The sequence below is a fragment of the Streptococcus pseudopneumoniae genome, assembly GCF_001070815.1.
Lineage (GTDB): Bacteria > Bacillota > Bacilli > Lactobacillales > Streptococcaceae > Streptococcus > Streptococcus pseudopneumoniae_P.
Genome location: NZ_JVLX01000027.1, coordinates 15,616 through 41,238, shown reverse-complemented (window position 1 = coordinate 41,238; position 25,623 = coordinate 15,616). Strand labels below are relative to the sequence as shown.

The following is a 25,623-nucleotide window of genomic DNA, read 5'->3' as shown; positions in this document are numbered from 1 at the left end:
GATGACAGAAGAAATCAAAAATCTGCAGGCACAGGATTATGATGCCAGTCAAATTCAAGTTTTAGAAGGCCTAGAAGCTGTTCGTATGCGTCCAGGGATGTATATCGGATCAACCTCAAAAGAAGGTCTTCACCATCTAGTCTGGGAAATTGTTGATAACTCAATTGATGAGGCCTTGGCAGGATTTGCCAGCCATATTCAAGTCTTTATTGAGCCAGATGATTCGATTACTGTTGTCGATGATGGGCGTGGTATCCCAGTCGATATTCAGGAAAAAACAGGTCGGCCTGCCGTTGAGACTGTCTTTACTGTTCTTCACGCTGGAGGAAAGTTTGGCGGTGGCGGATATAAGGTCTCAGGTGGTCTTCATGGAGTGGGGTCTTCAGTAGTTAATGCTCTTTCTACTCAATTAGACGTTCATGTCCACAAAAATGGTAAGATTCATTACCAAGAATATCGTCGTGGTCATGTTGTCGCGGACCTTGAGGTGGTTGGAGATACGGATAAAACGGGAACAACAGTTCACTTCACACCGGACCCAGAAATCTTTACGGAAACAACAACCTTTGATTTTGATAAATTAAATAAACGGATTCAAGAGTTGGCTTTCCTAAATCGTGGTCTTCAAATCTCCATCACAGATAAGCGTGAGGGGTTAGAACAAACTAAGCATTACCACTATGAAGGTGGGATTGCTAGTTACGTTGAATATATCAACGAGAACAAGGATGTTATCTTTGATACACCAATCTACACAGATGGTGAAATGGATGATATCACAGTCGAAGTAGCCATGCAGTACACAACGGGTTACCATGAAAATGTCATGAGTTTCGCCAATAATATTCATACCCATGAAGGTGGAACGCATGAACAAGGTTTCCGTACAGCCTTGACTCGTGTTATCAACGATTATGCTCGTAAAAATAAGTTACTGAAAGACAATGAAGATAATCTAACAGGGGAAGATGTCCGCGAAGGATTAACTGCAGTTATCTCAGTTAAACACCCAAATCCACAATTTGAAGGACAGACCAAGACAAAATTGGGAAATAGCGAAGTGGTCAAGATTACCAATCGTCTCTTCAGCGATGCCTTTTCTGATTTCCTCATGGAAAATCCACAGATTGCCAAGAGAATTGTGGAAAAAGGAATTTTGGCTGCTAAGGCTCGTGTGGCTGCCAAGCGTGCGCGAGAAGTCACTCGTAAAAAATCTGGTTTGGAAATTTCCAACCTTCCAGGTAAACTAGCAGACTGTTCTTCTAATAATCCTGCCGAAACAGAACTCTTCATCGTCGAAGGAGACTCAGCTGGTGGGTCAGCCAAATCTGGTCGTAACCGTGAATTTCAGGCAATCCTTCCGATTCGTGGTAAAATTTTGAACGTTGAAAAGGCAAGTATGGATAAGATTCTTGCTAATGAAGAAATTAGAAGTCTTTTCACAGCGATGGGAACAGGATTTGGCGCAGAATTTGATGTTTCAAAAGCCCGTTACCAAAAACTCGTTTTGATGACCGATGCCGATGTCGATGGAGCCCACATTCGTACCCTTCTTTTAACCTTGATTTATCGTTATATGAAACCAATTCTAGAAGCTGGTTATGTCTATATTGCCCAACCACCAATCTATGGAGTCAAGGTTGGAAGTGAGATTAAAGAATATATCCAGCCAGGAGCAGACCAAGAAATCAAACTCCAAGAAGCCTTGGCCCGTTATAGTGAAGGTCGTACCAAACCGACTATTCAGCGTTATAAGGGTCTAGGTGAAATGGACGACCATCAGTTATGGGAAACAACCATGGATCCCGAACATCGCTTGATGGCTAGAGTTTCTGTGGATGATGCTGCAGAAGCAGATAAAATCTTTGATATGTTAATGGGGGATCGAGTAGAGCCTCGTCGTGAGTTTATCGAAGAAAATGCTGTCTATAGTACACTTGATGTCTAAAAAATAGGGAGAAGTAGTTCCCTTGGTATAAAAAATATGATATAATCGTTACGATTGTTTCAAGTAAAAAAGGAGTTTAATATGTCTGCTAGACTAGTAATTTATTTGATAATTGCAGTTGCAGTTTTCTTAGTGATTGCTTATGCTATCGCAATCTACGTACGAAAACGCAATGAAAGTAAATTAGCAATTTTAGAAGAGAAAAAAGAAGAGCTGTACAATCTTCCAGTAAACGATGAAGTTGAAGCTGTAAAAAATATGCACTTGATTGGACAAAGTCAAGTGACTTTCCGTGAGTGGAACCAAAAATGGGTTGACCTATCTCTTAACTCTTTTGCTGATATCGAAAATAATCTTTTTGAAGCAGAAGGCTACAATAACTCATTCCGTTTTTTCAAGGCCAGCCATCAAATTGACCAAATCGAGAGCCAAATTACCTTGATTGAAGAAGATATTGCGGCAATTCGCAATGCTTTAGCAGATTTGGAGAAACAAGAGTCTAAAAATAGTGGACGTGTTCTTCATACCTTGGACTTGTTTGAGGAGTTGCAACACAGAGTTGCTGATCATTCTGAAGAATATGGCCAAGGTTTATCTGAAATTGAAAAACAATTGGAAAATATCCAATCAGAGTTTTCTCAGTTTGTAACTTTAAATTCGTCTGGAGATCCAGTAGAAGCAGCTGTGATTTTGGACAATGCTGAAAACCATATCTTGGCTTTGACTCACATTGTTGACCGCTTGCCAGCAATTGTAAAAACATTATCTAAAGAGCTACCTGATCAATTGGAAGACTTGGAAGATGGTTACCGTAAGCTTTTAGATGCTAACTATCATTTTGCTGAAACGGATATTGAATCTCGCTTCCAATTGCTTTATGAAGCTTTGAAGAAAAATCACGAAAATATTGCACAATTAGAGTTGGATAATGCTGAGTATGAAAATACTCAAGTTCAAGAAGAAATCAATGCACTCTATGATATCTTTACACGAGAAATTGCAGCTCAAAAGGTAGTAGAAGGCTTAGTTGCAACCCTTCCTACATATTTGAAACACATGAAAGATAGTAATGCTGTTTTAGTGGAAGATATTCAACGATTGAGTAACAATTACCTACTATCTGAAACGGATGTTAGTCATGTTCATAGATTACAAGCTGAGTTAGAATCTTTAGAAGAATCTGTATTGGAACTAACTTCTGAACAAGAGGAACATTCTGAACCTTATTCATTCCTTGAAGAACGTTTGGAAAACTTACAAGCTACTTTGAAGGAAATTGAAGATGAACAAGTTGAGGTTAGTCAACGTCTTGCTCAGATTGAAAAAGATGATATCAATGCTCGCCAGAAGGCAAATGTTTATGTTAATCGTCTTCACACAATTAAGAGATATATGGAAAAACGCAATCTTCCAGGTATTCCTCAGAATTTCTTACAGTTGTTCTTTACAGCAAGTAACCATACTGAAGAGTTGATGGCTGAACTAGAAGAAGCTCGGGTCAATATAGAAGCTGTGAACCGGATGCTTGAAATTGCAACAAATGATATGGAAGCACTTGAAGAAGAAACATATAATATTGTTCAATATGCAACGTTGACAGAACAATTGCTACAGTATTCGAACCGTTATCGCTCATTTGATGAACGAATTCAAGAAGCTTTTAATGAATCATTAGAAATTTTTGAAAAAGAATTTGATTATCATGCTTCATTTGATAAGATTTCGCAAGCTTTGGAAGTTGCAGAACCAGGTGTAACCAACCGTTTTGTCACTTCATACGAAAAAACACGTGAGACGATTCGTTTCTAACATAATAAAAAAGATTTGGTTCTGTGATAAGCAGCACCAAATTTTTTTTATTTATTTATAGTTTTTAAAAATGCCCAGTTACCAATTGATTTTGACCCATATTCTAAGTCCATATGGTCCAGTAATACATAATCGTTTTTTTCGTAGAATGAGGTATTTCTAGCTGTACTAGTTATGAGTCCCAAGTGTTTACAGCCTTTTGATTTGACATAAGGTTCAATCCCTTGTGTCAGAAAAGTACTGCCTATTCCCCGCCCCTTACTTTCTATATTGACAGCTAAAGCCATCAAATACCAATCAAACTCCCCTGATTGTTCTAAATGCTTTTTGGAACGTTTTACAAAGTCAAAGTATTTAAGGAGATTTTGTGGTCGAATGTAGCGAAAAATGTTTGTTCCTCCATTTCGTAGATAGGATAGTATACAGAAATCTTTTTGTTGCAAAAGGGCGACTGCAAGTAAGTCTCCATCCTGTTCCGCAATTAAACAGTTTCCCTTCTTAATATAGACTCTAGTAAGCAGAATTTGCAACGTTTCTACAAAAGCAGGATAGGAGTCAGGTTTCTTCAAATCATCAGTTATAATCGTTAAAAAGGGATAGTCAAGAAAGGAATTGGCTAATAATTTTCCAATTTTTTCGCTTTCTTCAATTCTTGCCTCTCTATATATGATGTCTCCCATGTTTGTCTCCTTAATTATCTACAAAATCTTGTATGACAAGATTTTATAGATAAAAAATTGGAGATGATTTAAAAAGCTAAATAAACCTAATTTTGTTCCATAAGGTTCAAAGCACTTTCTAATCTCTCCAAGATTTTATTTGGTTGGAATCGAAATTCCAATTAATTTTTCTGAATAGAGGGTTTTGATATTGGCCTCATCAATAGAGTCCTTATCAATTTTACGTTTCAAGAAAAATTCTTGAATAGCTTCGATTTCAGGTTCTCGAATAGCGCGGTGTTTGTTTGAGATGAGGATTTCATAGTGAAGCGGAGCTTGGGTAAAAATAACATCGGTATTCCCTGCAGAATAGACCTCAACAAGGGTTGCGTCTGTACTTTCTAGCTGGCTTTTAACAAGTTGCGAGTGTGAGTTTGTCGTATTGATTAGCTTCATAACATTTCCTCCGATTTTCTAATTCTATTATAGCACTTTTTGAATAAAGTGGCTGGATTTAGTCAATCTTATGCTGTTTTTTCCATGATTGGATTGCCCATTTATGGCTACCACGTTTGAGATTTTCAATAGCTTCATCAATAGGGAACCAGGCAATATGATTAAAGTCTTCTAGTGGCTTTTGCACTTCTTTGAAAGAAGTTGCTTCATAGAGGTAGGCAGGATTGTAGTAGTAGGTGTCACGATGACGAGAGTAGAAATATTCGTCAGCTTGTCCGTAATAGGCACCAATTTCAGCTGTGAAGCCAAGCTCTTCAATCAATTCACGTTTTAGGGCTTCCTGATGGTTCTCACCAGCTTCAATTTCGCCACCTGGTAGGAACCAAGCGCCATTGGGTGCTTGAACAAGAACAATTTGTTTTTGTTCAGCATCAGGTATAACTGCATATACGCCATAGCGTGAAACATAGTCTGTATTCGCTTTTTTTTCTCCGAAAGTTGGGTTTGCCATTGCATTTTCCTCATTATCTATTATCTTTATTATTATCTTAATGGACAAAGGCCTAGCTGTCAAGAATTTATAGTTATTTTAGTAAAAAGGAGCAGAAAATTTTCATTTTCTACTCCTTTTCTATAGGATTTATACTTCTTTTTCAGAAGTCTTTACTTCAGCTTTTTTGGCAGATTTGATTTGAATGTTACCCTTGCTGGTCATCACTGCCTTGAGGTCTTTTTCGCTTGGATTTTCAAGGTAGTAGTCAGTGATTGCGTCCTCAATATAGTCTTGAATAGTACGACGAAGTGGGCGTGCTCCCATTTTTGGATCATAACCAAGGTCAACCAATTTTTCCTTGACCTTGTCGGTTACATCCAAATGAATGTTGTTGCTAGAAAGACGTTTGTTAACATCTGCAAGCATAAGCTCGACAATCTGAAGGAGGTTATCTTTGCTGAGAGCCTTAAATTCGATAATACCATCAAAACGGTTCATAAACTCTGGGCTAAAGAAGTTACCGAGTTCACCAAGAACAGAGTTGGTACGTCCTTCTCTAGCAGCACCAAATCCAACGCTAGCTTCTGCCTTACCTGTACCTGCATTTGAAGTCATGATGATGATGGCGTCCTTGAAGCTAACGGTACGTCCTTGTCCATCTGTTAAACGACCATCGTCCAAGACCTGGAGGAACATATGCATGACATCTGGATGGGCTTTCTCTACTTCATCCAAGAGAATAAGAGAGTAGGGATTGCGGCGGACTTTTTCAGTTAATTGCCCAGCCTCGTCATAGCCGACATAACCTGGAGGGGCACCGACTAATTTCGCCACACTGTGTTTTTCCATATATTCACTCATATCAAAGCGAATCATGCTGTCAGCAGAACCAAAGAGTTCGATAGCTAATTGTTTGGAAAGTTCTGTCTTACCGACTCCAGTTGGCCCAACGAAAAGGAAACTTCCGATTGGGCGGTTAGGGGTACCGAGACCGACACGATTACGGCGAATAGCCTTGGCAATCTTATCGACAGCATCATCTTGTCCAATAACATGAGACTTGAGGTCTTCGGCTAGATGGATGAGTTGAGATTGTTCTTTCTCTTTTAAATCACCAACAGGAATATTGGTTTTCTGCTCGATAATGTGCTCAATGGTTTTCTCACTAATGATAGGAGTATCTTGGTCTGTGACCTTTTTCTTTTGCATTTCCTTATACTTGGCAATCTGGTCACGGAAGTAGGCGGCCTTCTCAAAATCTTCTTCTCGTGTAGCTTGAGATTTAAGATTTTCAGCCTCAATCAAGCGCTGATCGATTACTTTAGGATCCACAAAATTCAAGGTCAAGTTCATCTTAGAACCAGCTTCATCTAGGAGGTCAATGGCCTTGTCAGGCAAGAAGCGATCTTGGATGTAGCGATTGGACAGAGTTGCAGCTGCTTCAATTGCAGCATCGGTATACTGAACGTGGTGGTAGTCTTCGTATTTCTTTTGAATGCCTTTGAGGATAGTAATTGTTTCCTCCACTGTTGGTTCATCCACTTTAACAGGTTGCATACGACGCTCTAGGGCTGCATCTTTTTCAATGATACGGTATTCATTGAGGGTAGTAGCACCGACCAATTGCAGCTCTCCACGAGCAAGGGCGGGCTTGAGGATATTTCCTGCATCCATATTGCCATCGCCCGCAGAACCAGCACCGACAATTTCATGGATTTCATCGATAAAGAGGATGATGTCCTCACGTTTGCGAATTTCTTCCATGAGTTTTTGCATGCGTTCTTCAAATTGTCCACGGATACCCGTTCCTTGAACTAAGCTAACCACATCCAGACGGATGACTTGTTTTCCTTGTAGTTTATGGGGAACATCTCCATCAACTATTTTCTGAGCTAGACCTTCGACAACGGCAGTTTTTCCGACACCTGGTTCACCGATAAGAACAGGATTATTCTTGGTTCTGCGATTGAGAATTTCTATGACACGGATAATCTCATCGTCGCGCCCAATAACGGGGTCAATATCTCCACGACGGGCAATTTCAGTTACGTTGATACCAAATTCTTCCAGTAGGCCTTTTTCTTGGCTTGGTGGAGGAGTTTGAGCAGGTCCACGATTTTGGGAACCATAACCGCCATTTCCACCGTAACCTCCACCTGATTGGGTTGGGGGAGTCGGAGGAGTATTGTTAGAAGGCCTGAAATTGTTTAGGTCATTGAAGAAATCACCAAAGGGATCAAAGTCACGATTGTTCAGATCCGTAATACCTTTAAAGAGGCTATTGTTAGGATCTGTCTTGATAATCTTATAGCAGTTTTGACAGAGGTCAATTTGTTTTTGCTTTCCATTGAGATTGGTATAAAGATGAATCGTTGAGTCATTGATTTTACAGTTTTGACAAAGCATACATCTACCTCATTTCTTTATTTAGCCTGACCTGTTTAATGGTCAAAAATAGTCAAATTTCTATACTCTCATTATAACAGGATTGGGGTGTAAAGCAAGTAAAAAGATTGCAGCTTTGAGAAGTTGTTACAATGAAGAACTTTGTGGATTTGGACTATAAAAAAATCCTATTTGTGAGACAAAAAGGATTTTGGTTAGACATGCAGGGTGTAATCCCAGCTTGTTTTGTATTAGTAAAGAAGTTCGTAAATTTCCATTGCAATCAAGTCAATGCTATCAAACGTATAAGTTTCGCGAGCTTCGACATCACGAAGGGTAAAGATTGAGCCGTTTTCTTCATCATGGCTGTATGCAACTTCTGCAACAACAACTCCTTCGCGTTCAAAATTACGTTTTAAATTTCCGCCGTCTTTTGCCATTGCTTCAAGGCGGTTGATGATTCTAACCAAATGTGATTCCATTTTGATTCTCCTTCATTTCTTATCGTTACTATTTTACCATAAAGGAGGCCAACTTGCCTAGAAAAAACTAAGATTTCTCGCTAATTCTACTAGCTTAAAGTTTTTTTGAATAAATTAGACAAAAGATTTGAATTTTAATTCAATTGATGTTATAATCATACAGTATTCTATTTTAGAAAGCAGTGTGACTATGAATTTTTCTTTTTTACCTAAGTATTTACCTTATTTTAACTATGGGGCTGTTGTGACGGTTCTCATTTCTATCTGTGTTGTCTTTTTGGGAACTATTTTGGGTGTTGTCTTGGCTTTTGGGCAACGTTCAAAGTTTAAACCGCTTGTTTGGCTAGCCAACTTGTACGTTTGGATTTTCCGCGGGACGCCAATGATGGTTCAGATTATGATTGCCTTTGCTCTTATGCATATCAATGCTCCGACTATTCAGGTCGGGATTTTGGGTGTTGATCTTTCTCGTCTGATTCCAGGGATTTTGATTATCTCAATGAACAGTGGTGCTTATGTTTCTGAGACTGTTCGGGCTGGGATTAATGCGGTTCCTAAGGGGCAGCTAGAGGCGGCTTATTCGCTAGGGATTCGTCCTAAAAACGCTATGAGATATGTGATTTTGCCACAAGCAATCAAAAATATTTTGCCAGCATTGGGAAACGAATTTATCACTATTATCAAAGATAGTTCTCTCTTATCAGCTATTGGTGTCATGGAGTTATGGAATGGAGCTACAACAGTTTCTACAACAACCTATCTACCTTTAACACCACTTTTATTTGCGGCCTTTTATTACTTGATTATGACTTCTATTTTGACAGTGGCTTTGAAAGCTTTTGAAAAACGTATGGGACAAGGAGATAAGAAATAATGACGGAAACCTTGATAAAAATTGAAAATTTACATAAATCCTTTGGAAAGAATGAAGTATTGAAGGGCATCAATCTCGAGATTAAACGTGGAGAGGTTGTCGTTATCATCGGTCCTTCAGGGAGTGGGAAATCTACCTTGCTTCGCTCTATGAATTTGTTGGAAGAAGCGACCAAGGGTAAGGTTATCTTTGAGGGAGTTGATATTACGGACAAGAAGAATGACCTGTTTGCCATGCGTGAGAAGATGGGCATGGTCTTCCAACAATTTAATCTCTTTCCTAATATGACTGTGATGAAAAATATCACCTTGTCTCCTATCAAGACCAAAGGTGAAAGTAAGGCCGTTGCAGAGAAGAGAGCTCAGGAACTTTTGGAAAAAGTTGGTTTGCCAGATAAGGCAGACGCTTATCCACAGAGTCTGTCGGGCGGGCAGCAACAACGGATTGCCATCGCGCGTGGGTTGGCTATGGAACCTGATGTTTTGCTCTTTGACGAGCCAACTTCAGCCCTGGACCCTGAAATGGTAGGTGAAGTGTTGGCTGTTATGCAAGACCTAGCCAAGTCAGGAATGACTATGGTTATCGTAACACATGAGATGGGATTTGCCCGTGAGGTGGCAGATCGTGTCATCTTTATGGCAGGCGGCGTGGTTGTTGAAGATGGAACACCTGAACAGATTTTTGAACAAACCCAAGAACAACGGACTAAAGACTTCTTGAGTAAGGTTTTATAAGTTAGCTTTGTTTAGCTATTTGTAGCCAACTTTACATATAAAATATAGATTAATGAAAAGCTCGACTCGAGCTTTTTCTTATAGTTTGAAACTATAAGATAGCCTAGGAAAGAAGTGTTAGAGGGGATTAGCAGTTTTTGGTATAATGGAAGATATTTGAAAGAAAAGAGAAGTGATATGACACAGATTATTGATGGGAAGGCTCTGGCAGCTAAGTTACAAGGACAGTTGGCTGAAAAGACTGAAAAATTAAAGGAAGAGACAGGTTTAGTACCTGGTTTGGTAGTGATTTTGGTTGGGGATAATCCAGCAAGCCAAGTCTATGTTCGTAACAAGGAGAGGTCAGCCCTTGCGGCTGGTTTCCGTAGTGAAGTTGTGCGAGTTCCAGATACCATTACTCAAGAGGAATTGTTAGACTTGATTGCCAAATACAATCAAGATCCAGCTTGGCATGGAATTTTGGTCCAGTTACCATTACCAAAACATATTGATGAAGAGGCGGTTCTATTGGCCATTGATCCAGAAAAGGATGTGGATGGTTTCCATCCCCTAAACATGGGACGTCTCTGGTCTGGTCATCCAGTCATGATTCCTTCTACACCTGCAGGAATTATGGAAATGTTTCATGAATATGGGATTGACTTGGAAGGTAAAAATGCGGTCGTCATTGGTCGTTCCAATATCGTTGGAAAACCTATGGCCCAGCTTCTTTTGGCAAAGAATGCGACAGTGACTTTGACCCACTCACGGACTCATAATCTTGCCAAGGTGGCTGCTAAAGCAGATATTCTGGTTGTTGCAATCGGTCGTGCTAAGTTTGTGACTGCTGACTTTGTAAAACCTGGTGCGGTTGTCATCGATGTCGGGATGAACCGCGATGAAAATGGTAAGCTCTGTGGGGATGTTGATTATGAGGCAGTTGCCCCACTTGCTAGCCATATTACGCCAGTTCCTGGAGGTGTAGGTCCTATGACCATTACTATGCTGATGGAACAAACTTATCAGGCAGCAGTTCGGACATTGGAAAGAAAATAAGAGAGAATTCGCTGAAGAGAGTGTGTTTTCTATAGCTATATCTAAAATGTCAGAAATGAATATTAAATTTTAGATATAAGATTACAAAAGGAGGTCTGCGCCTCCTTTTTGTTGTATAATGGAGTGAGGTGATTAGATGATTTTAAAAATTTATAATGGGGAATATAGTTTACAATGGGATGGAATATACTACTTAGCACTAATTGATTATCCAAATATTCAAGAGTGGGAATTAGAAAAAATTGCTAAATTTATAGCTTACGAAAAACTTCATAAACGTCAAACAAGTATTGAGTGTGCTGATTCTTGTTTAAAAAAAGAAATTTTAGATTACATCTGTCAGCATCCCTTTCTGCCACCATTTACTCCTACAGATAAAAGAGTAGCCTCGACTTATGACCTACATAAGAGGTTAGTGACTTCAGACTACTGTAGTCATACTACGACTATAGATGCAGCGATTTCTATTTTTAAAACTGGTCGTCTTTTATCTGCTGTGAAAGCCTTTGGGCGAGATGCTGAGGAGTTGGTTTTGGATAGTCGAAATGCTGCATCTGATCCGATAGATTATTTTGACTATGTCATGTTAGGGTGGTCAAATACAAGTTCTGGTTATCGATTGGCGATGGAGCGTTTATTAGGTCGAGCTCCTTCAGAGAAAGAATTACAAGACAAGTTTATTCCTGGAGTAAGTTTTCATTTTATCTATACAGATTTGATTAAAGTTCCTGGTTATATTTTTGATGGTTACCATGCTGTAAAAATTAAGGACATGCTTAATTTATTAAGTGAGTTGTATATTTGCATTATTCCAACTCATAATAAGAGCCAATTTGAAAATATTATTCCAACCAAAATACAAGATAGGGTGTATTATCTTGACTATGCTGGAGAAGACTTAGAAGAGTGGACTAAGAAAGTCTATCAAGTTGTTTTAAAACAATCAGATAAAGGATAGTTGAGGAAAAACGATGAGAGTGATTGAGCAAGCATTATTAGAAAAAGTCATTATTGAACGTTCTCGTACCAGTCATAAAGGAGACTATGGTTGTTTGCTGTTGCTGGGTGGGACTTATCCTTATGGTGGTGCTATCATCATGGCTACTTTGGCAGCTGTTAAAAGTGGAGCTGGTTTGGTGTCTGTTGGAACAGATAGGGAAAATATCTCGGCTTTGCACAGTCATTTACCTGAGGCTATGGCCTTTTCTCTTCAAGACCAGCAATTGTTAAAAGAGCAATTGGAGAAGGCAGAAGTTGTTTTGCTGGGACCTGGTTTACGAGACGATGCTTTTGGAGAAGATCTAGTCAAACAGGTCTTTGCTAGCTTAAAAAAGAATCAGATTTTGATTGTAGACGGAGGGGCCTTAACCATCCTTGCTAGGACAAGTTTGTCATTTCCGTCTAACCAGCTTATCCTAACTCCCCACCAAAAAGAATGGGAAAAGCTGTCTGGTATTGCTATTGAAAATCAAAGCGAAGCTGCAACGGCTAGTGCCCTGACTTCCTTCCCTCAAGGAACGATTTTAGTTGAAAAAAGTTCAGCTACTCGTATTTGGCAAGTTGGCCAATCTGATTATTACCAGTTACAGGTTGGTGGTCCCTATCAGGCGACTGGGGGAATGGGAGATACTCTGGCTGGGATGATTGCAGGATTTGTAGGCCAATTTCGACAGGCCAGTCTCTACGAACGTGTGGCAGTAGCAACCCATCTTCATTCAGCCATAGCCCAAGAACTATCTCAAGAACATTATGTGGTCTTGCCGACGGAAATCAGTAGTCATCTTCTCAAAATAATGAAAAAAATATCTCAAAAAGGCACCTGATCGTTTCAGGCGCCTTTATATTTTTAGAAAAATCCTTTAATCTTTCCAACGAGGCCATCTAGACCTTCAGAACCAGAAATTAACTGCTGAGCTTGGGAGAAGTATTCTCCAAGCTGTTCTTGATTTTCTGCAACAAATGTTTTTGCCGCTTCGAAATCTTTTGTTTCGATTAATTCTTTTACTTGGTTAAACAAATCTAATGGGTTCATCTTATTTCTCCTTTTCTTTACTTACCTATTTAATCATCTTTATGATAAAAAATCAACTGTTGCTACTTTTGGCTAATATTCTAACTACCAAAACAAGGTGGACATAAAAATAAAAATGTTCGGTTTTTTTCAGTGTATCCATGAAATAAAAAGTGATACATGTTATAATAAAGTTAGCTCTTTAATGGAGGTGTTTGAGTGGAAAATCTGAAAAAAATGGCAGGTATCAAGGCTGCTGAGTTTGTCAAGGATGGAATGGTAGTCGGACTAGGAACGGGGTCTACTGCCTATTATTTTGTAGAAGAAATTGGTCGTCGGATTAAGGAAGAAGGGTTACAGATTACAGCTGTAACGACTTCTAGTGTGACTAGTAAACAGGCTGAAGGGCTTAATATCCCGCTCAAGTCTATTGACCAAGTAGATGTTGTCGATGTGACGGTTGATGGAGCGGATGAAGTGGATAGCCGGTTTAACGGAATCAAAGGCGGTGGTGGTGCCCTTCTGATGGAGAAGGTTGTAGCAACGCCCTCAAAAGAATATATTTGGGTAGTGGATGAAAGCAAGCTAGTCGAGAAACTGGGTGCTTTTAAATTGCCAGTAGAAGTGGTTCAGTATGGCGCAGAACAGGTCTTTCGTCGTTTTGAACGAGCTGGCTACAAACCAAGTTTCCGTGAAAAAGATGGCCAACGTTTTGTGACCGATATGCAGAACTTTATCATTGACCTTGCCTTGGATGTCATTGAAGATCCAATTGCCTTCGGGCAAGAATTGGACCATATCGTTGGTGTTGTAGAGCACGGCTTATTCAACCAAATGGTGGATAAGGTCATCGTTGCTGGACGAGATGGGGTTCAGATTTTAACTTCAACAAAAGCAAACTAATCAACATAATAAGGAGACACATTATGTCAAAATTTAATCGTATTCACTTGGTGGTACTAGATTCTGTAGGAATCGGTGCTGCACCAGATGCCAATAACTTTGTCAATGCAGGGGTTCCAGATGGAGCTTCTGACACATTAGGACACATTTCAAAAGCAGTTGGTTTGAATGTCCCAAACATGGCTAAAATTGGTCTTGGAAATATTCCTCGAGAAACTCCTCTTAAGACTGTTCCAGCTGAAAGCAATCCAACAGGATATGCAACAAAATTAGAAGAAGTATCTCTTGGTAAGGATACTATGACTGGTCACTGGGAAATCATGGGCCTTAACATTACAGAACCTTTTGATACTTTCTGGAATGGATTCCCAGAAGAAATCCTTACAAAAATCGAAGAATTTTCAGGACGTAAGGTCATTCGTGAAGCCAACAAACCTTACTCAGGTACGGCTGTTATTGATGATTTCGGACCACGTCAAATGGAAACTGGGGAGTTGATTATCTATACTTCAGCTGACCCTGTCTTGCAAATTGCTGCCCACGAAGACATTATTCCTTTAGATGAATTGTACCGTATCTGTGAGTACGCTCGTTCGATTACTCTTGAGCGTCCTGCCCTTCTTGGTCGCATCATTGCCCGTCCATATGTTGGTGAGCCAGGCAACTTCACCCGTACAGCTAACCGTCGTGACTTAGCCGTTTCTCCATTTGCACCGACTGTTTTGGATAAATTAAACGAAGCTGGTATCGATACTTACGCTGTTGGTAAAATCAATGATATCTTTAACGGTGCGGGAATCAACCATGACATGGGGCACAACAAGTCAAACAGCCACGGAATTGATACACTATTGAAGACCATGGGTCTTGCTGAGTTTGAAAAAGGATTCTCGTTCACAAACTTGGTTGACTTTGATGCCCTTTACGGTCATCGTCGTAATGCTCACGGTTACCGTGATTGTTTGCATGAGTTTGATGAACGCTTACCTGAAATTATCGCAGCTATGAGAGAGAACGACCTTCTCTTGATTACTGCGGACCATGGAAATGACCCAACTTACGCAGGAACAGATCACACTCGTGAATATATTCCATTGTTGGCCTACAGCCCTGCCTTTAAAGGAAATGGTGTTATTCCAGTCGGACATTTTGCAGATATCTCAGCGACTGTTGCCGATAACTTTGGTGTGGAAACTGCTATGATTGGGGAAAGTTTCTTAGATAAATTGGTATAAGATGGCGCGCTATGTTTTACTTGTGAGAGGTATCAATGTTGGTGGCAGGAATAAGATCGTCATGGAGGAGCTTCGTCAAGAATTGACAGACTTGGGACTGGAAAAGGCTGAAAGCTACATCAACAGTGGCAATGTTTTCTTTACTTCGACAGACACAAAATCCCAACTGATTGAAAAGTTAGAGACTTTCTTTGGGACTCGTTATCCATTTATTCAGAGCTTTTCTTTACTGAGTCAAGAAGACTATGAAGCAGAAGTGGAAAATCTCCCAGCTTGGTGGAACGAAGACTTGGCTCGAAAAGACGTCCTCTTTTACACAGAAGTTTTGGATGTGGAGCAAGTCATCGAGAAAGTAGGCAGTTTGAAACTGGAAGATGAAGTTGTTCATTTTGGTAAACTTGGGATTTTCTGGGGAAAATTCTCTGAGGAAACCTACTCTAAGACTGCCTATCACAAGCACTTGCTCAAGATGCCTTTCTACCGCCAAATCACCATTCGCAATGCTAAAACTTTTGACAAAATCGGTCAAATGCTAAAAACTAAAAAAGGAGACACACAATGACATTTTTAGATAAAATCAATGAAACAGCTTCCTTCCTGAGAGACAAGGGAATTGCAGCCCCTGAGTTTGGTCTAATCCTTGGTTCAGGACTTGGAGAATTGGCAGAAGAAATCGAAAATCCAGTTGTAGTAGACTATGCAGATATTCCAAACTGGGGCCGTTCAACAGTAGTCGGTCACGCTGGTAAATTGGTATATGGTGAACTGGCAGGCCGCAAGGTCTTGGCTCTTCAAGGTCGTTTCCATTTCTACGAAGGAAATCCTCTGGATGTCGTGACTTTTCCAGTTCGTGTGATGAAAGTACTCGGATGTGAAGGTGTCATTGTAACCAATGCAGCTGGCGGTATTGGATATGGGCCTGGTACTTTGATGGCTATCTCAGACCATATCAACATGACAGGTCAAAACCCATTGATGGGTGAAAACTTGGATGAATTTGGTCCTCGTTTCCCAGATATGTCTAAAGCCTACACACCAGAATATCGTGCTACTGCCCATGAAGTGGCTAAAAAACTTGGTATCAAGCTTGACGAAGGTGTCTATATTGGTGTAACAGGTCCGACTTATGAAACACCAGCAGAAATCCGTGCTTATAAGACACTGGGAGCAGATGCGGTTGGTATGTCTACTGTTCCTGAAGTTATTGTGGCAGCTCACTCAGGCTTGAAAGTTCTAGGAATTTCATGTATTACTAACCATGCTGCAGGCTTCCAAGAAGAACTCAACCACGAAGAAGTTGTAGAAGTGACGGAACGTGTTAAAGGCGACTTCAAAGGCTTGCTTAAAGCGATTCTTGCTGAATTGTAATCATGTTAATAGAATTGAGGAGTATTTTTCGAAAAATCCCTTATAATTTTAGATTTTTCCTAGCAGTAATTCTACAAGGAATAGTTTCGGGTTTATCTGGTATAGTTCTCCATTATCTTTTAGAGATGGTGGAGGAGCTAGCTTTTGGTCAGTCAGAGCATCATAGTGGATTTTTGACAGATGGAGTTTCCTCCTCACGGATAGGACTAAGTTTAATAATCGTGGGTCTTGGTTCATCCTTGGTCTGGTATTTCTTGCAAAAAGGGTCGAAGATTTATTCCATCAAAGCTCAGATGAAGGATGAGACTTCACAATACAAGCTTCATTTTCTAAAACAGCTATTTCATTCAATTTGGCAGATCATTGCAGTTGGAGGGGGAGCCCCTATTGGCAAAGAAGCTGCACCACGAGAAATTGGAACTCTATTTGCAGGGCCAATTGGAAAAATATGTATACTGTCTATGAAGGATCGCATCTTTCTCCTTGCTTGTGGTGCTGGTGCTGGTTTAGCGGCTGTCTATCAGGTTCCATTAACAAGTGTCTTCTTTGTTTTTGAAACCCTAGGAATTGCTCTATCTATTAAACGATTTGTCTTAGTCGGCTTGACTACTTATGTCTCAACATATATAGCAGGCTGGGTTATTTCAGATCAGGCTCTCTACTAGATTCCAGCTATCACATGGTCATTAAAGGAAATATGGATTATTCCCTTATTACTTCTTTTCTTAACCCCACTAGCTTGGCTTTTTGGTCGCTTAAGTAAGGCAGCGTCTTCAAACAGAATAAAAGATAAACGAATACTTCTCACATTTCCCTCAGCTTTTCTTTTTCTTATTGGATTAGCAAGTTATTTTCCACATCTACTTGGAAATGGACGTATGATGGCTCAGGAAGTATTGAATGGTAGCAATGGCAAAACAGTATTCCTTTTGTTTATCTTAAAAGCATTAGTTGTTCTTATTACTCTGTGGGCAGGGGCCTATGGTGGTACACTTACGCCATCTTTTGCCTTGGGGATGGCTGGAGCTGCTCTCTTTGGAATGATTCTAGGTGGGGATAGCCAGCCAAGCATTTTGCTTTTGGGATCGGTTTGCTTTTTGTCTGTGACCTTGAGGGCGCCCATTTCTGCAACCGGATTAGTTATAGGTTTCACTGGGCTAGGTATAGATTCTCTTCCGTATCTCTTAGTAACAGCTGTTTTAGCCTATGAATTTGCAAAAATGTTAGACCACTTTCCTTGGGCTAGCATACTGTGTCAGAAGTCAAAGAATAAAGTAATTAGGTAGGAAATGCCCATTTCTTCTAGTCAATGATTTGATTTAAAATATTAAAAAAACTCTCAATTTATTTATAACTGTTTTAAATAAAAATGTAGTAGGATTATCGGAGTCATTGTTGAATCCGATTTTTCCTAGCTATGAAATAAAAAAAAGAAAAGTAGAGCTAGATGTTCTGATTTGAACACGAGCGGAAAACTTTTCTAAAAACTCAGAAGAGAAGGGAGTTCGGATTTGAATAAAAGCCGCTCTAATCTTCTCAATATCATCAAAATTAAGAAAGAAAGGAATTGAACCCACCCTAAAAGCAGTGGGAAAAAGATAGTTGGTCTAGCGAGCATCGCTCACTGCACCCAACTCCTATTTTCCCTTTGCTTTTTGACGGGTTTGGTATCTTATATTATGTCTATCCATATTGCTGCTCAGCAGGGTGAAATTGCTGATAAAATTCTTCTTCCTGGGGATCCTCTTCGTGCTAAGTTTATTGCGGAGAACTTCCTTGAAGATGCTGTTTGTTTTAACGAAGTGCGTAACATGTTTGGTTACACTGGTACTTACAGTGGTCACCGTGTATCAGTTATGGGAACTGGGATGGGGATGCCATCTATTTCGATTTATGCGCGTGAGTTGATTGTTGACTACGGTGTGAAGAAATTGATTCGTGTGGGAACTGCAGGTTCTTTGAATGAAGATGTTCACGTTCGTGAATTGGTTTTGGCGCAAGCAGCTGCAACCAACTCTAACATCATCCGCAATGACTGGCCACAGTACGATTTCCCACAAATTGCTAGCTTTGATTTGCTGGACAAGGCCTACCATATCGCTAAAGAACTTGGTATGACAACCCACGTTGGGAACGTTTTGTCATCTGATGTCTTTTACTCAAACTACTTTGAAAAGAATATCGAGCTTGGTAAATGGGGGGTCAAGGCTGTGGAAATGGAAGCAGCAGCCCTTTACTATCTGGCAGCCCAACACCATGTTGACGCGCTTGCTATCATGACTATTTCTGATAGTTTGGTCAATCCAGATGAAGACACGACTGCAGAAGAACGTCAAAATACCTTCACTGATATGATGAAGGTTGGTTTGGAAACCTTGATTGCAGAATAATTATAGCCAAAAAAGGAAGCCCTTCTTTATGAATTGGAGGACTTCCTTTTCTTATCTAGAAATTGATCTAGCTCTCTTTGGTTTCGAAGAATAGTGACTTTATGTGAGTATTCTTGGCAAAGTTTTTGGTAATTCTCTTTTTGAGCTTTAGTCCGTCCATCCCAGAGAATCCATCTGATAAATTCCCAATTAAATTGTTCTTGACAACCAGCTGCCATACTTTCTCTGACCTTGCCTCGGTATGTGAAATAACGCTTAAAGGCTCGAAAGAGACAGGTCAATGGCGAAAAATTAAGAAAGATGATTTGGTCAGCATCCTGCATTCTTTCTTCGTAATAGCACCAAGAATAATTACCATCGATGACCCAAGCTTTATGATTGGTGAGAAAATTTTTCATCTCGGTCAACATCCATTCGCGGTCGCTGTCTTGCCAACCAGGTTGAAATTGGAGTGTGTCCATGTGTAGTTTGGGGGTGGAGTAGTAGTTAGATAATTTTTCTGCTAGAGTTGACTTACCAGCACCAGAATATCCGATAATTGCGATTTTCATTTTCTACCTTTTCGTATTTGGAGACAAAAAAACAGCCTCTATGGACTGTTTCTTATTTAGCAAGTTTAGCTGAAAGACGAGCTTTGTCGCGACTTGCTTTGTTTTTGTGAATCAAACCTTTAGTTTCTGCTTTATCGATAGCTGAGCTAGCAGCACGGAAAAGTTCTTCAGATGGGTTTGCTTCGAAAGCTTTGATAGCAGTACGCATAGCTGATTTTTGAGCTGAGTTCTTTTCGTTTTGTTTAACGTTCAATTCAGCGCGTTTGATAGCTGATTTAATGTTTGCCAATGTTCTTACCTCCATATTTACTAACTATACCATTATATCTGAAAACTGACGTTTTGACAAGGGAAAATTACTTTTTTAAGTAAATTTCATCGATTTCATGGTTCTTTGTTTTATGAAGAATCACTTCCGCTCGATTTCTAGTTGGTTCAATATAATTTTGTAGATTTGTGAGATTGATACTAGTCCAGACCTGATGGGCAAAGGATTCCACTTCCCCAATCGGCATTTGAGTAAAACGATAATAGTAGCTATCAGGGTCGTTTTGGGCTAGACTCAGCATTTTCAAGAAACGGTCCAGATACCAACTCTCGATGTCATCTACTGAGGCATCAACATAGATTGAAAAGTCAAAGAAGTCAGTGATATAGAGACGCTCGTTTTGTGGATTCTGAAAGATATTAATCCCCTCAACAATTACAAAGTCTGCAGCTTTGACGCTTTGTTTTTCCTCAGGTACGATGTCGTAGACTTCATGAGAATAGACTGGAATATCTACATCTTGTCCATTTTTGATGTGATCCAAGAAGTTGAGAAGAGCTTCCATATCATAGCTTTCAGGAAATCCCTTACGATTTAGAATCCCTTGTTCAATCAAGGTCTGGTTGGGATAGAGAAAGCCATCAGTTGTTACCAACTCAACCGTAGCATCTGTAAGTGTACGGGAGAGTAAGATTTGAAGTAGGCGACTGGTTGTTGATTTTCCAACGGCAACGCTACCAGAAACTCCAATGATAAAAGGCTGGGATTTGCTTTCGCGTTGAAGGAAAATCCCTTTTGAAAATGCCAAATCATCCTTGGTACGCTTGTAAATCTGGATGAGATGAGCTAGGGGAAGATAGACATCGGTCACATCCTGTAAACTAATCTGGTCATTAAAACTCTTGATGGATTCTAATTCCTCTTCTGTCAAAGGAGGTGTCGTCTTTCGATGTAATGATTGCCAAGTCTGGCGGCTGATTTTTTCAAAATGTAAAAATTCGTTGGTCATTTATTTTCCCCTAGATATTTTGTCTATCATACCATAAAAAGCTAAAAAAATAAAGCGGTTTCTTGATGATAGTAATCAAATATCGTATAATAGAGATAGATAGAGACTGAACAATTTAATGATGAAGTAGGAGATAGATTCTACTGATTTATGAGCTAATAAAAGGAGGATTTTTAGTTCACAACATATAGGAGGTGTACTATGAAAATCTGAAAACATTACATATTGGAACTCTGTTTTATTTTAAGTTTTGCACTACCTTTTTTAAAAGGAGCGAATGCGGATAATGGTAGACGTTTTGTGGAAACCTATTACGGTTTTACTTTTTTGATGGAACATGCCATTGTAACAGCTGTCTTTATCTGTTCGCTCTTGATTGCTTTCTTCCTAAAAAAACGGTGGACGAAATGGCTTGCTGCTGGTAGTTATTTCTTTTTAGTCCTATGGATTGCTACAGAGGGTTATTTCTTCCGCATGTCACTGGAAGATTTGATACGACTTTGGACAAGTTTGGAATTCCTGACAAAAACGTATCAGTTGGGCTTTTATCTAAATATCCTGTTGGGAATCTTGTTGGTAATAAAGTATTTTAAGGTTAAGCAATAGTAATGAAAATGCACTTGATTATAGACAATAAATTTGTTGTTTTATCTTGACTGTGATATTTCTAGTTCTAAAATGCTTTATCATTCATTTATAAGTGTTGAAAGAAATTGAAGAAAAGGTCTTCTTGACTAGCTTTCCTCAGTCTTTTTCGTTTTATTAGCAATTTGTAAACGATTTACAATTTAAGTCAAATTATGGTAAAATAGTTTCATGAGTAAAATGTATTATGCAGAGAATCCTGACGCTGCTCACGACATTCATGAGTTGAGAGTGGACTTGTTGGGACAAAAAATGACCTTTTTGACAGATGCGGGTGTTTTTAGCAAGAAAATGATTGACTTTGGAAGTCAACTTTTGCTCAAGTGTCTAGAGGTCAACCAAGGAGAAACTGTCCTTGATGTAGGCTGTGGTTACGGACCTTTGGGCTTGTCTTTGGCTAAGGCTTATGGAGTTCAGGCGACCATGGTCGATATTAATAATCGTGCCTTGGATTTGGCGCGACAAAATGCTGAACGAAATAAAGTAGCAGCGACGATTTTCCAGTCCAACATCTATGAACAAGTTGAAGGACATTTTGACCATGTCATTTCCAATCCTCCTATCCGTGCGGGCAAACAAGTGGTTCATGAAATCATTGAGAAAAGTAAAGATTTCTTGGAAATTGGTGGAGATTTAACAATCGTTATCCAGAAAAAACAAGGGTCCCCAAGTGCCAAGTCAAAGATGGAGGAAGTGTTTGGAAATTGTGAAATCGTCAAAAAAGATAAGGGATACTATATCCTTAGAAGTGTGAAAGAATGAGAGCAGTTGATTTAATCCAAAAGAAACGAGATGGTCAAGAATTGACTTCGAGTGAAATTGAATGGCTGGTAGAAGGCTATGTGTCAGGAACGGTCCCTGATTATCAGATGTCTGCCTTTGCTATGGCTGTTTATTTCAAAGGAATGACGACTCGAGAAATCTCTGATTTGACCATGAAGATGGTCAAGACAGGTCAAGAGTTTGATTTATCCGCTATTGATGGGGTTAAGGTTGACAAGCATTCTACGGGTGGTGTTGGTGATAAGGTGACCTTGATTTTGGCTCCTCTTGTTGCTAGCTTCGGTGTTCCTGTGGCAAAAATGAGTGGTCGTGGTCTCGGCCATACGGGTGGAACAATCGATAAATTGGAGTCCATTAAGGGCTATCAAGTTGAGCGCAGTCAGGAGGATTTTATTCGTCAGGTGCAAGATATTGGAGTATCTGTCATTGGGCAATCAGACCAGCTGGTCAAAGCAGATAAACTTCTATATGCGCTTCGTGACGTGACAGCAACTGTCGACACGATTCCTTTGATTGCGAGTTCTGTCATGAGTAAGAAAATCGCTGCAGGAGCGGATGCTATTTTACTAGACGTGACTGTTGGCGAGGGTGCCTTCATGAAGACTGTTGATGAGGCGCGTGAATTGGCTCAAACCATGGTGGAACTTGGTAAGGCTGTTGGACGGAAGACGGTAGCAGTGATTACGGACATGAGTCAACCTTTGGGACGAGCGATTGGAAATCGCCTTGAAATTCTTGAGGCATTGGATATTTTACAAGGTCAAGGCCGTCAGGATATTACCCACTTCATCTGTGAATTGGCTCAAATTATGCTTGGTTTAGCAAATGTAAACAAGACAGTTGAAGAAGTTCGACAACATCTTGAAAATGGCCAAGCACTGGCTAAGTTTGAGGATATGGTGCAAGCCCAAGGTGGAGACTTGGAAGACCTCTATCGTCCTGTCAATGTGGCTCATGTGGTGGAAATCCCTGCTCAGGAAACGGGTGTCATTTCAGCTCTTCCAGCTATGGAATTTGGGCTTTATGCTATGAGACTGGGGGCAGGCCGTGCAGTCAAGTCTGATGCCTTGGACTATGAAACAGGAATTGTTTTTGAAAAGAAAGTTGGAGATTCCGTTCAAAAGGGAGAAATTGTTGCAAAAGTATACACAAATGGAAAAATTTCTCCTCAGCTAGTTACAGATTTTCAAAAATATGTTAAAATAAATGACAGGGTGCAAAGTTTACGAGAAATTATAGAAATCATCTCATAAACTGCAGGAGAATCCGAATATGAAATTAAATAAATATATCGATCATACGCTTTTAAAACAAGATGCAACAGAAAATCAAATTGATTGTTTGTTGTCTGAAGCTAGAGAGTATGATTTTGCCAGTGTTTGCGTTAATCCGACCTGGGTTGAACATGCTAAAAAAGGTCTTGAAGACACAGATGTCAAGGTCTGCACAGTAGTAGGTTTCCCTTTGGGAGCAACAACTTCAGCCGTGAAAGCTTTTGAAACCAAAGAAGCTATCCAAAATGGTGCAGACGAGATTGATATGGTGATCAATGTTGGGGCTCTTAAATCAGGTGATTTGGCCCTGGTAGAGTCAGATATTCGTGCAGTAGTGGAAGCAAGTGGTAACAAGTTAGTGAAAGTCATTATTGAAGCTTGCCTTCTGACTGACCAAGAAAAAGTTGTAGCCTGCCAATTAGCTCAAAAAGCGGGAGCTGACTTTGTTAAAACATCTACTGGCTTTTCAACTGGTGGCGCTACAGTAGCAGATGTTAGATTAATGCGTGAAACAGTTGGACCTGATATGGGAGTTAAGGCTGCTGGTGGAGCTCGTTCTTATGCAGATGCTCTTGCCTTTGTTGAAGCAGGTGCGACTCGTATCGGAACGTCAGCTGGGGTAGCCATTTTAAAAGGAGAATTGGCAGATGGCGACTACTGAGTTGATTGAACTAGCAATTGAAACCAGCAAGAAAGCCTATGTGCCCTATTCTCATTTTCCAGTCGGAGCTGTTTTAGTGACAAAAGATGGTAGCACTTATACAGGTGTCAATATTGAGAATGCTAGCTATCCTTTGACCAACTGCGGAGAGCGTACAGCGATTTTTAAAGCAGTTTCCGAAGGCCAAAGAGAGTTTTCCGAATTGATTGTTTATGGACAAACTGAAAAACCAATCTCGCCATGTGGTGCTTGTCGCCAAGTGATGGCTGAATTTTTTGAACAAGATCTAAAAGTGACCTTAGTCGCAAAAGATAAATCGACGGTCGAGATGACGGTCGGGGAGTTACTTCCATACTCTTTTACAGACTTAAACTAGTCTGAGTCGCTCTCTGAGTGGCACGGTCCTTGTGGCCAACCAATCCATACTTGCAACATCGTTGCACATCTTATTTAGGAGGTTCAGTAATGAACAAGAAACAATGGCTAGGCCTTGGTCTAGTTGCAGTGGCAGCAGTTGGACTTGCTGCATGTGGTAACCGCTCTTCTCGTAACGCAGCTTCATCTTCTGATGTGAAGACAAAAGCAGCAATCGTCACTGATACTGGTGGTGTTGATGACAAATCATTCAACCAATCAGCTTGGGAAGGTTTGCAAGACTGGGGTAAAGAACACAATCTTTCAAAAGATAAAGGTTTCACTTACTTCCAATCAACAAGTGAAGCTGACTACGCTAACAACTTGCAACAAGCGGCTGGAAGCTACAACCTAATCTTCGGTGTTGGTTTTGCCCTTCACAATGCGGTTGAAGAAGCAGCAAAAGACCACTCTGATTTGAACTATGTCTTGATTGATGATGTGATTAAAGATCAAAAGAATGTTGCTAGCGTAACGTTTGCTGATAACGAAGCTGCTTACCTTGCGGGTGTTGCAGCAGCTAAAACAACTAAAACAAAACAAGTTGGTTTTGTAGGTGGTATTGAGTCTGAAGTTATCTCACGTTTTGCAGCTGGATTTAAAGCTGGTGTTGAGTCAGTAGATCCATCTATCAAAGTACAAGTTGACTACGCAGGTTCATTTGGTGATGCTGCTAAAGGTAAAACAATTGCAGCAGCACAATACGCAGCTGGTGCAGACGTTGTTTATCAAGCAGCAGGTGGAACAGGTGCTGGTGTCTTTGCAGAAGCAAAATCACTCAACGAAAGCCGTCCTGAAAATGAAAAAGTTTGGGTTATCGGTGTTGACCGTGACCAAGTAGCAGAAGGTAAGTACACTTCTAAAGATGGTAAAGAATCAAACTTCGTTCTTGTATCTACTTTGAAACAAGTTGGTACAACTGTAAAAGATATTGCTAACAAAGCAGAAAAAGGTGAATTCCCTGGCGGTCAAGTGATCGTTTACTCATTGAAAGATAAAGGGGTTGACTTGGCAGTAACAAACCTTTCAGAAGAAGGTAAAAAAGCTGTTGAAGATGCTAAAGCTAAAATCCTTGATGGAAGCGTAAAAGTTCCTGAAAAATAATGGATGGAAGTCATTTCTTAGGAAGCGGCCCTCGGCCGCTTTTTTAAGAGTTGAGACAAAGTCATTTTGTCTCAGTAAAGCTTGCTACTAGGCAAACTAGCAAGTTTTATTGAAATAAAATAAGACTCTGAA

At 40.0% G+C, this 25,623-nt stretch carries 27 protein-coding genes and 1 pseudogene; 19 read left to right on the top strand and 9 right to left on the bottom strand.

Annotated elements, in window-relative coordinates; genetic code table 11:
• The first annotated feature begins 1 nt into the window (after position 1).
• Both gyrB and ezrA read left to right on the top strand, forming a co-directional pair.
• Positions 2-1,948, top strand: coding sequence for a DNA topoisomerase (ATP-hydrolyzing) subunit B (gene gyrB, locus ADG81_RS03215; RefSeq protein WP_000134041.1), 1,947 nt, complete (start codon positions 2-4; stop codon positions 1,946-1,948).
• 81 nt (positions 1,949-2,029) lie between these two features.
• Entirely contained in the window at positions 2,030-3,757 is a 1,728-nt protein-coding gene (gene ezrA, locus ADG81_RS03210) for a septation ring formation regulator EzrA (protein WP_049550874.1), read from the top strand.
• A gap of 47 nt (positions 3,758-3,804) precedes the next feature.
• On the opposite strand, the gene ADG81_RS03205 is transcribed toward ezrA, so the two are convergent.
• The 5 genes from ADG81_RS03205 to ADG81_RS03185 all read right to left on the bottom strand — a co-directional run bounded on the left by ADG81_RS03205 (position 3,805) and on the right by ADG81_RS03185 (position 8,232).
• Entirely contained in the window at positions 3,805-4,437 is a 633-nt protein-coding gene (locus ADG81_RS03205; RefSeq protein ID WP_004256539.1) for a GNAT family N-acetyltransferase, read from the bottom strand.
• Positions 4,438-4,572: 135 nt separating this feature from the next.
• Positions 4,573-4,872 (bottom strand): DUF1827 family protein, encoded by a 300-nt coding sequence (locus tag ADG81_RS03200; protein ID WP_000767189.1) that lies wholly within the window; start codon positions 4,870-4,872, stop codon positions 4,573-4,575.
• A gap of 58 nt (positions 4,873-4,930) precedes the next feature.
• Complete coding sequence (locus tag ADG81_RS03195; protein WP_020902950.1) at positions 4,931-5,383, bottom strand: NUDIX hydrolase; 453 nt, start codon at positions 5,381-5,383, stop codon at positions 4,931-4,933.
• Between the two features lie 129 nt (positions 5,384-5,512).
• The gene (locus ADG81_RS03190; protein ID WP_000882498.1) at positions 5,513-7,771 is read right to left on the bottom strand and encodes an ATP-dependent Clp protease ATP-binding subunit; all 2,259 of its coding nucleotides are present in this window, start codon (positions 7,769-7,771) and stop codon (positions 5,513-5,515) included.
• 230 nt (positions 7,772-8,001) lie between these two features.
• Positions 8,002-8,232 carry a DUF1797 family protein gene (locus tag ADG81_RS03185; protein WP_000443570.1) on the bottom strand — a complete coding sequence of 77 codons (231 nt, stop codon included), beginning with the start codon at positions 8,230-8,232 and terminating at the stop codon, positions 8,002-8,004.
• Positions 8,233-8,422: 190 nt separating this feature from the next.
• On the opposite strand from ADG81_RS03185, the gene ADG81_RS03180 reads away from it, so the two are divergent.
• The 5 genes from ADG81_RS03180 to ADG81_RS03160 all read left to right on the top strand — a co-directional run bounded on the left by ADG81_RS03180 (position 8,423) and on the right by ADG81_RS03160 (position 12,698).
• Complete coding sequence (locus ADG81_RS03180) at positions 8,423-9,106, top strand: amino acid ABC transporter permease (RefSeq protein ID WP_001011642.1); 684 nt, start codon at positions 8,423-8,425, stop codon at positions 9,104-9,106.
• Entirely contained in the window at positions 9,106-9,840 is a 735-nt protein-coding gene (locus tag ADG81_RS03175; protein WP_049550873.1) for an amino acid ABC transporter ATP-binding protein, read from the top strand. The genes ADG81_RS03180 and ADG81_RS03175 overlap by 1 nt, the downstream gene beginning before the upstream one ends.
• A 177-nt stretch (positions 9,841-10,017) precedes the next feature.
• On the top strand, positions 10,018-10,875 hold the full coding sequence (locus ADG81_RS03170) for a bifunctional methylenetetrahydrofolate dehydrogenase/methenyltetrahydrofolate cyclohydrolase (protein WP_049550872.1): 858 nt from the start codon (positions 10,018-10,020) through the stop codon (positions 10,873-10,875).
• 136 nt (positions 10,876-11,011) lie between these two features.
• On the top strand, positions 11,012-11,833 hold the full coding sequence (locus ADG81_RS03165) for a hypothetical protein (protein WP_000601058.1): 822 nt from the start codon (positions 11,012-11,014) through the stop codon (positions 11,831-11,833).
• A gap of 13 nt (positions 11,834-11,846) precedes the next feature.
• A complete protein-coding gene (locus tag ADG81_RS03160; protein ID WP_049550871.1) occupies positions 11,847-12,698 on the top strand; it encodes an NAD(P)H-hydrate dehydratase in 852 nt (283 codons plus the stop codon).
• Between the two features lie 23 nt (positions 12,699-12,721).
• Here the strand turns inward: ADG81_RS03160 and ADG81_RS03155 are convergent, their stop codons facing one another.
• Positions 12,722-12,907 carry a hypothetical protein gene (locus ADG81_RS03155; RefSeq protein ID WP_001068558.1) on the bottom strand — a complete coding sequence of 62 codons (186 nt, stop codon included), beginning with the start codon at positions 12,905-12,907 and terminating at the stop codon, positions 12,722-12,724.
• A 198-nt stretch (positions 12,908-13,105) separates the two neighbouring features.
• Between ADG81_RS03155 and rpiA the strand changes: the two genes are divergently transcribed.
• The 6 genes and pseudogenes from rpiA to deoD all read left to right on the top strand — a co-directional run bounded on the left by rpiA (position 13,106) and on the right by deoD (position 18,782).
• A complete protein-coding gene (gene rpiA, locus ADG81_RS03150; RefSeq protein WP_000429276.1) occupies positions 13,106-13,789 on the top strand; it encodes a ribose-5-phosphate isomerase RpiA in 684 nt (227 codons plus the stop codon).
• A 23-nt stretch (positions 13,790-13,812) separates the two neighbouring features.
• The gene (locus ADG81_RS03145; RefSeq protein WP_000033091.1) at positions 13,813-15,024 is read left to right on the top strand and encodes a phosphopentomutase; all 1,212 of its coding nucleotides are present in this window, start codon (positions 13,813-13,815) and stop codon (positions 15,022-15,024) included.
• A gap of 1 nt (position 15,025) precedes the next feature.
• Positions 15,026-15,586, top strand: a complete 561-nt coding sequence (locus ADG81_RS03140; protein WP_049550870.1) for a DUF1697 domain-containing protein — start codon at positions 15,026-15,028, stop codon at positions 15,584-15,586.
• Positions 15,583-16,392: a purine-nucleoside phosphorylase gene (locus ADG81_RS03135; protein WP_049550869.1), complete on the top strand. Its 810-nt coding sequence runs from the start codon at positions 15,583-15,585 to the stop codon at positions 16,390-16,392. The genes ADG81_RS03140 and ADG81_RS03135 overlap by 4 nt, the downstream gene beginning before the upstream one ends.
• A gap of 2 nt (positions 16,393-16,394) precedes the next feature.
• Positions 16,395-17,678 (top strand): annotated as a pseudogene (locus tag ADG81_RS03130) (chloride channel protein).
• Positions 17,679-18,071: 393 nt separating this feature from the next.
• Complete coding sequence (gene deoD, locus ADG81_RS03125) at positions 18,072-18,782, top strand: purine-nucleoside phosphorylase (RefSeq protein ID WP_049550868.1); 711 nt, start codon at positions 18,072-18,074, stop codon at positions 18,780-18,782.
• A 26-nt stretch (positions 18,783-18,808) separates the two neighbouring features.
• Here deoD and ADG81_RS03120 read toward each other — a convergent pair whose 3' ends face one another.
• The 3 genes from ADG81_RS03120 to coaA all read right to left on the bottom strand — a co-directional run bounded on the left by ADG81_RS03120 (position 18,809) and on the right by coaA (position 20,610).
• Positions 18,809-19,333, bottom strand: coding sequence for a DNA topology modulation protein (locus ADG81_RS03120; protein ID WP_049550867.1), 525 nt, complete (start codon positions 19,331-19,333; stop codon positions 18,809-18,811).
• Positions 19,334-19,385: 52 nt separating this feature from the next.
• Positions 19,386-19,622, bottom strand: a complete 237-nt coding sequence (gene rpsT / locus ADG81_RS03115) for a 30S ribosomal protein S20 (RefSeq protein ID WP_001274000.1) — start codon at positions 19,620-19,622, stop codon at positions 19,386-19,388.
• Between the two features lie 67 nt (positions 19,623-19,689).
• Positions 19,690-20,610 carry a type I pantothenate kinase gene (gene coaA / locus ADG81_RS03110; protein ID WP_049550866.1) on the bottom strand — a complete coding sequence of 307 codons (921 nt, stop codon included), beginning with the start codon at positions 20,608-20,610 and terminating at the stop codon, positions 19,690-19,692.
• 222 nt (positions 20,611-20,832) lie between these two features.
• On the opposite strand from coaA, the gene ADG81_RS03105 reads away from it, so the two are divergent.
• The 6 genes from ADG81_RS03105 to ADG81_RS03080 all read left to right on the top strand — a co-directional run bounded on the left by ADG81_RS03105 (position 20,833) and on the right by ADG81_RS03080 (position 25,491).
• Positions 20,833-21,216: a hypothetical protein gene (locus ADG81_RS03105; protein ID WP_232009069.1), complete on the top strand. Its 384-nt coding sequence runs from the start codon at positions 20,833-20,835 to the stop codon at positions 21,214-21,216.
• A 210-nt stretch (positions 21,217-21,426) separates the two neighbouring features.
• Positions 21,427-22,017: a methyltransferase gene (locus ADG81_RS03100; RefSeq protein ID WP_080978030.1), complete on the top strand. Its 591-nt coding sequence runs from the start codon at positions 21,427-21,429 to the stop codon at positions 22,015-22,017.
• Positions 22,014-23,291: a pyrimidine-nucleoside phosphorylase gene (locus ADG81_RS03095; RefSeq protein ID WP_049550863.1), complete on the top strand. Its 1,278-nt coding sequence runs from the start codon at positions 22,014-22,016 to the stop codon at positions 23,289-23,291. Before ADG81_RS03100 ends, ADG81_RS03095 begins: the two co-directional genes overlap by 4 nt.
• Positions 23,292-23,310: 19 nt before the next feature.
• Complete coding sequence (gene deoC, locus ADG81_RS03090) at positions 23,311-23,973, top strand: deoxyribose-phosphate aldolase (protein WP_049550862.1); 663 nt, start codon at positions 23,311-23,313, stop codon at positions 23,971-23,973.
• Positions 23,960-24,349: a cytidine deaminase gene (locus ADG81_RS03085; protein ID WP_033686672.1), complete on the top strand. Its 390-nt coding sequence runs from the start codon at positions 23,960-23,962 to the stop codon at positions 24,347-24,349. Before deoC ends, ADG81_RS03085 begins: the two co-directional genes overlap by 14 nt.
• Before the next feature lie 89 nt (positions 24,350-24,438).
• On the top strand, positions 24,439-25,491 hold the full coding sequence (locus tag ADG81_RS03080) for a BMP family lipoprotein (RefSeq protein ID WP_033681961.1): 1,053 nt from the start codon (positions 24,439-24,441) through the stop codon (positions 25,489-25,491).
• Positions 25,492-25,623 lie beyond the last annotated feature (132 nt).

Excerpts from the sequence above, each read along its gene's own strand:
- gyrB (WP_000134041.1), top strand. The coding sequence starts at position 2 with ATGACAGAAGAAATCAAAAATCTGCAGGCACAGGATTATGATGCCAGT.
- ezrA (WP_049550874.1), top strand. The coding sequence starts at position 2,030 with ATGTCTGCTAGACTAGTAATTTATTTGATAATTGCAGTTGCAGTTTTC.
- ADG81_RS03205 (WP_004256539.1), bottom strand. The coding sequence starts at position 4,437 with ATGGGAGACATCATATATAGAGAGGCAAGAATTGAAGAAAGCGAAAAA.
- ADG81_RS03200 (WP_000767189.1), bottom strand. The coding sequence starts at position 4,872 with ATGAAGCTAATCAATACGACAAACTCACACTCGCAACTTGTTAAAAGC.
- ADG81_RS03195 (WP_020902950.1), bottom strand. The coding sequence starts at position 5,383 with ATGGCAAACCCAACTTTCGGAGAAAAAAAAGCGAATACAGACTATGTT.
- ADG81_RS03190 (WP_000882498.1), bottom strand. The coding sequence starts at position 7,771 with ATGCTTTGTCAAAACTGTAAAATCAATGACTCAACGATTCATCTTTAT.
- ADG81_RS03185 (WP_000443570.1), bottom strand. The coding sequence starts at position 8,232 with ATGGAATCACATTTGGTTAGAATCATCAACCGCCTTGAAGCAATGGCA.
- ADG81_RS03180 (WP_001011642.1), top strand. The coding sequence starts at position 8,423 with ATGAATTTTTCTTTTTTACCTAAGTATTTACCTTATTTTAACTATGGG.
- ADG81_RS03175 (WP_049550873.1), top strand. The coding sequence starts at position 9,106 with ATGACGGAAACCTTGATAAAAATTGAAAATTTACATAAATCCTTTGGA.
- ADG81_RS03170 (WP_049550872.1), top strand. The coding sequence starts at position 10,018 with ATGACACAGATTATTGATGGGAAGGCTCTGGCAGCTAAGTTACAAGGA.
- ADG81_RS03165 (WP_000601058.1), top strand. The coding sequence starts at position 11,012 with ATGATTTTAAAAATTTATAATGGGGAATATAGTTTACAATGGGATGGA.
- ADG81_RS03160 (WP_049550871.1), top strand. The coding sequence starts at position 11,847 with ATGAGAGTGATTGAGCAAGCATTATTAGAAAAAGTCATTATTGAACGT.
- ADG81_RS03155 (WP_001068558.1), bottom strand. The coding sequence starts at position 12,907 with ATGAACCCATTAGATTTGTTTAACCAAGTAAAAGAATTAATCGAAACA.
- ADG81_RS03145 (WP_000033091.1), top strand. The coding sequence starts at position 13,813 with ATGTCAAAATTTAATCGTATTCACTTGGTGGTACTAGATTCTGTAGGA.
- ADG81_RS03140 (WP_049550870.1), top strand. The coding sequence starts at position 15,026 with ATGGCGCGCTATGTTTTACTTGTGAGAGGTATCAATGTTGGTGGCAGG.
- ADG81_RS03135 (WP_049550869.1), top strand. The coding sequence starts at position 15,583 with ATGACATTTTTAGATAAAATCAATGAAACAGCTTCCTTCCTGAGAGAC.
- deoD (WP_049550868.1), top strand. The coding sequence starts at position 18,072 with ATGTCTATCCATATTGCTGCTCAGCAGGGTGAAATTGCTGATAAAATT.
- ADG81_RS03120 (WP_049550867.1), bottom strand. The coding sequence starts at position 19,333 with ATGAAAATCGCAATTATCGGATATTCTGGTGCTGGTAAGTCAACTCTA.
- coaA (WP_049550866.1), bottom strand. The coding sequence starts at position 20,610 with ATGACCAACGAATTTTTACATTTTGAAAAAATCAGCCGCCAGACTTGG.
- ADG81_RS03100 (WP_080978030.1), top strand. The coding sequence starts at position 21,427 with ATGAGTAAAATGTATTATGCAGAGAATCCTGACGCTGCTCACGACATT.
- ADG81_RS03095 (WP_049550863.1), top strand. The coding sequence starts at position 22,014 with ATGAGAGCAGTTGATTTAATCCAAAAGAAACGAGATGGTCAAGAATTG.
- deoC (WP_049550862.1), top strand. The coding sequence starts at position 23,311 with ATGAAATTAAATAAATATATCGATCATACGCTTTTAAAACAAGATGCA.
- ADG81_RS03085 (WP_033686672.1), top strand. The coding sequence starts at position 23,960 with ATGGCGACTACTGAGTTGATTGAACTAGCAATTGAAACCAGCAAGAAA.
- ADG81_RS03080 (WP_033681961.1), top strand. The coding sequence starts at position 24,439 with ATGAACAAGAAACAATGGCTAGGCCTTGGTCTAGTTGCAGTGGCAGCA.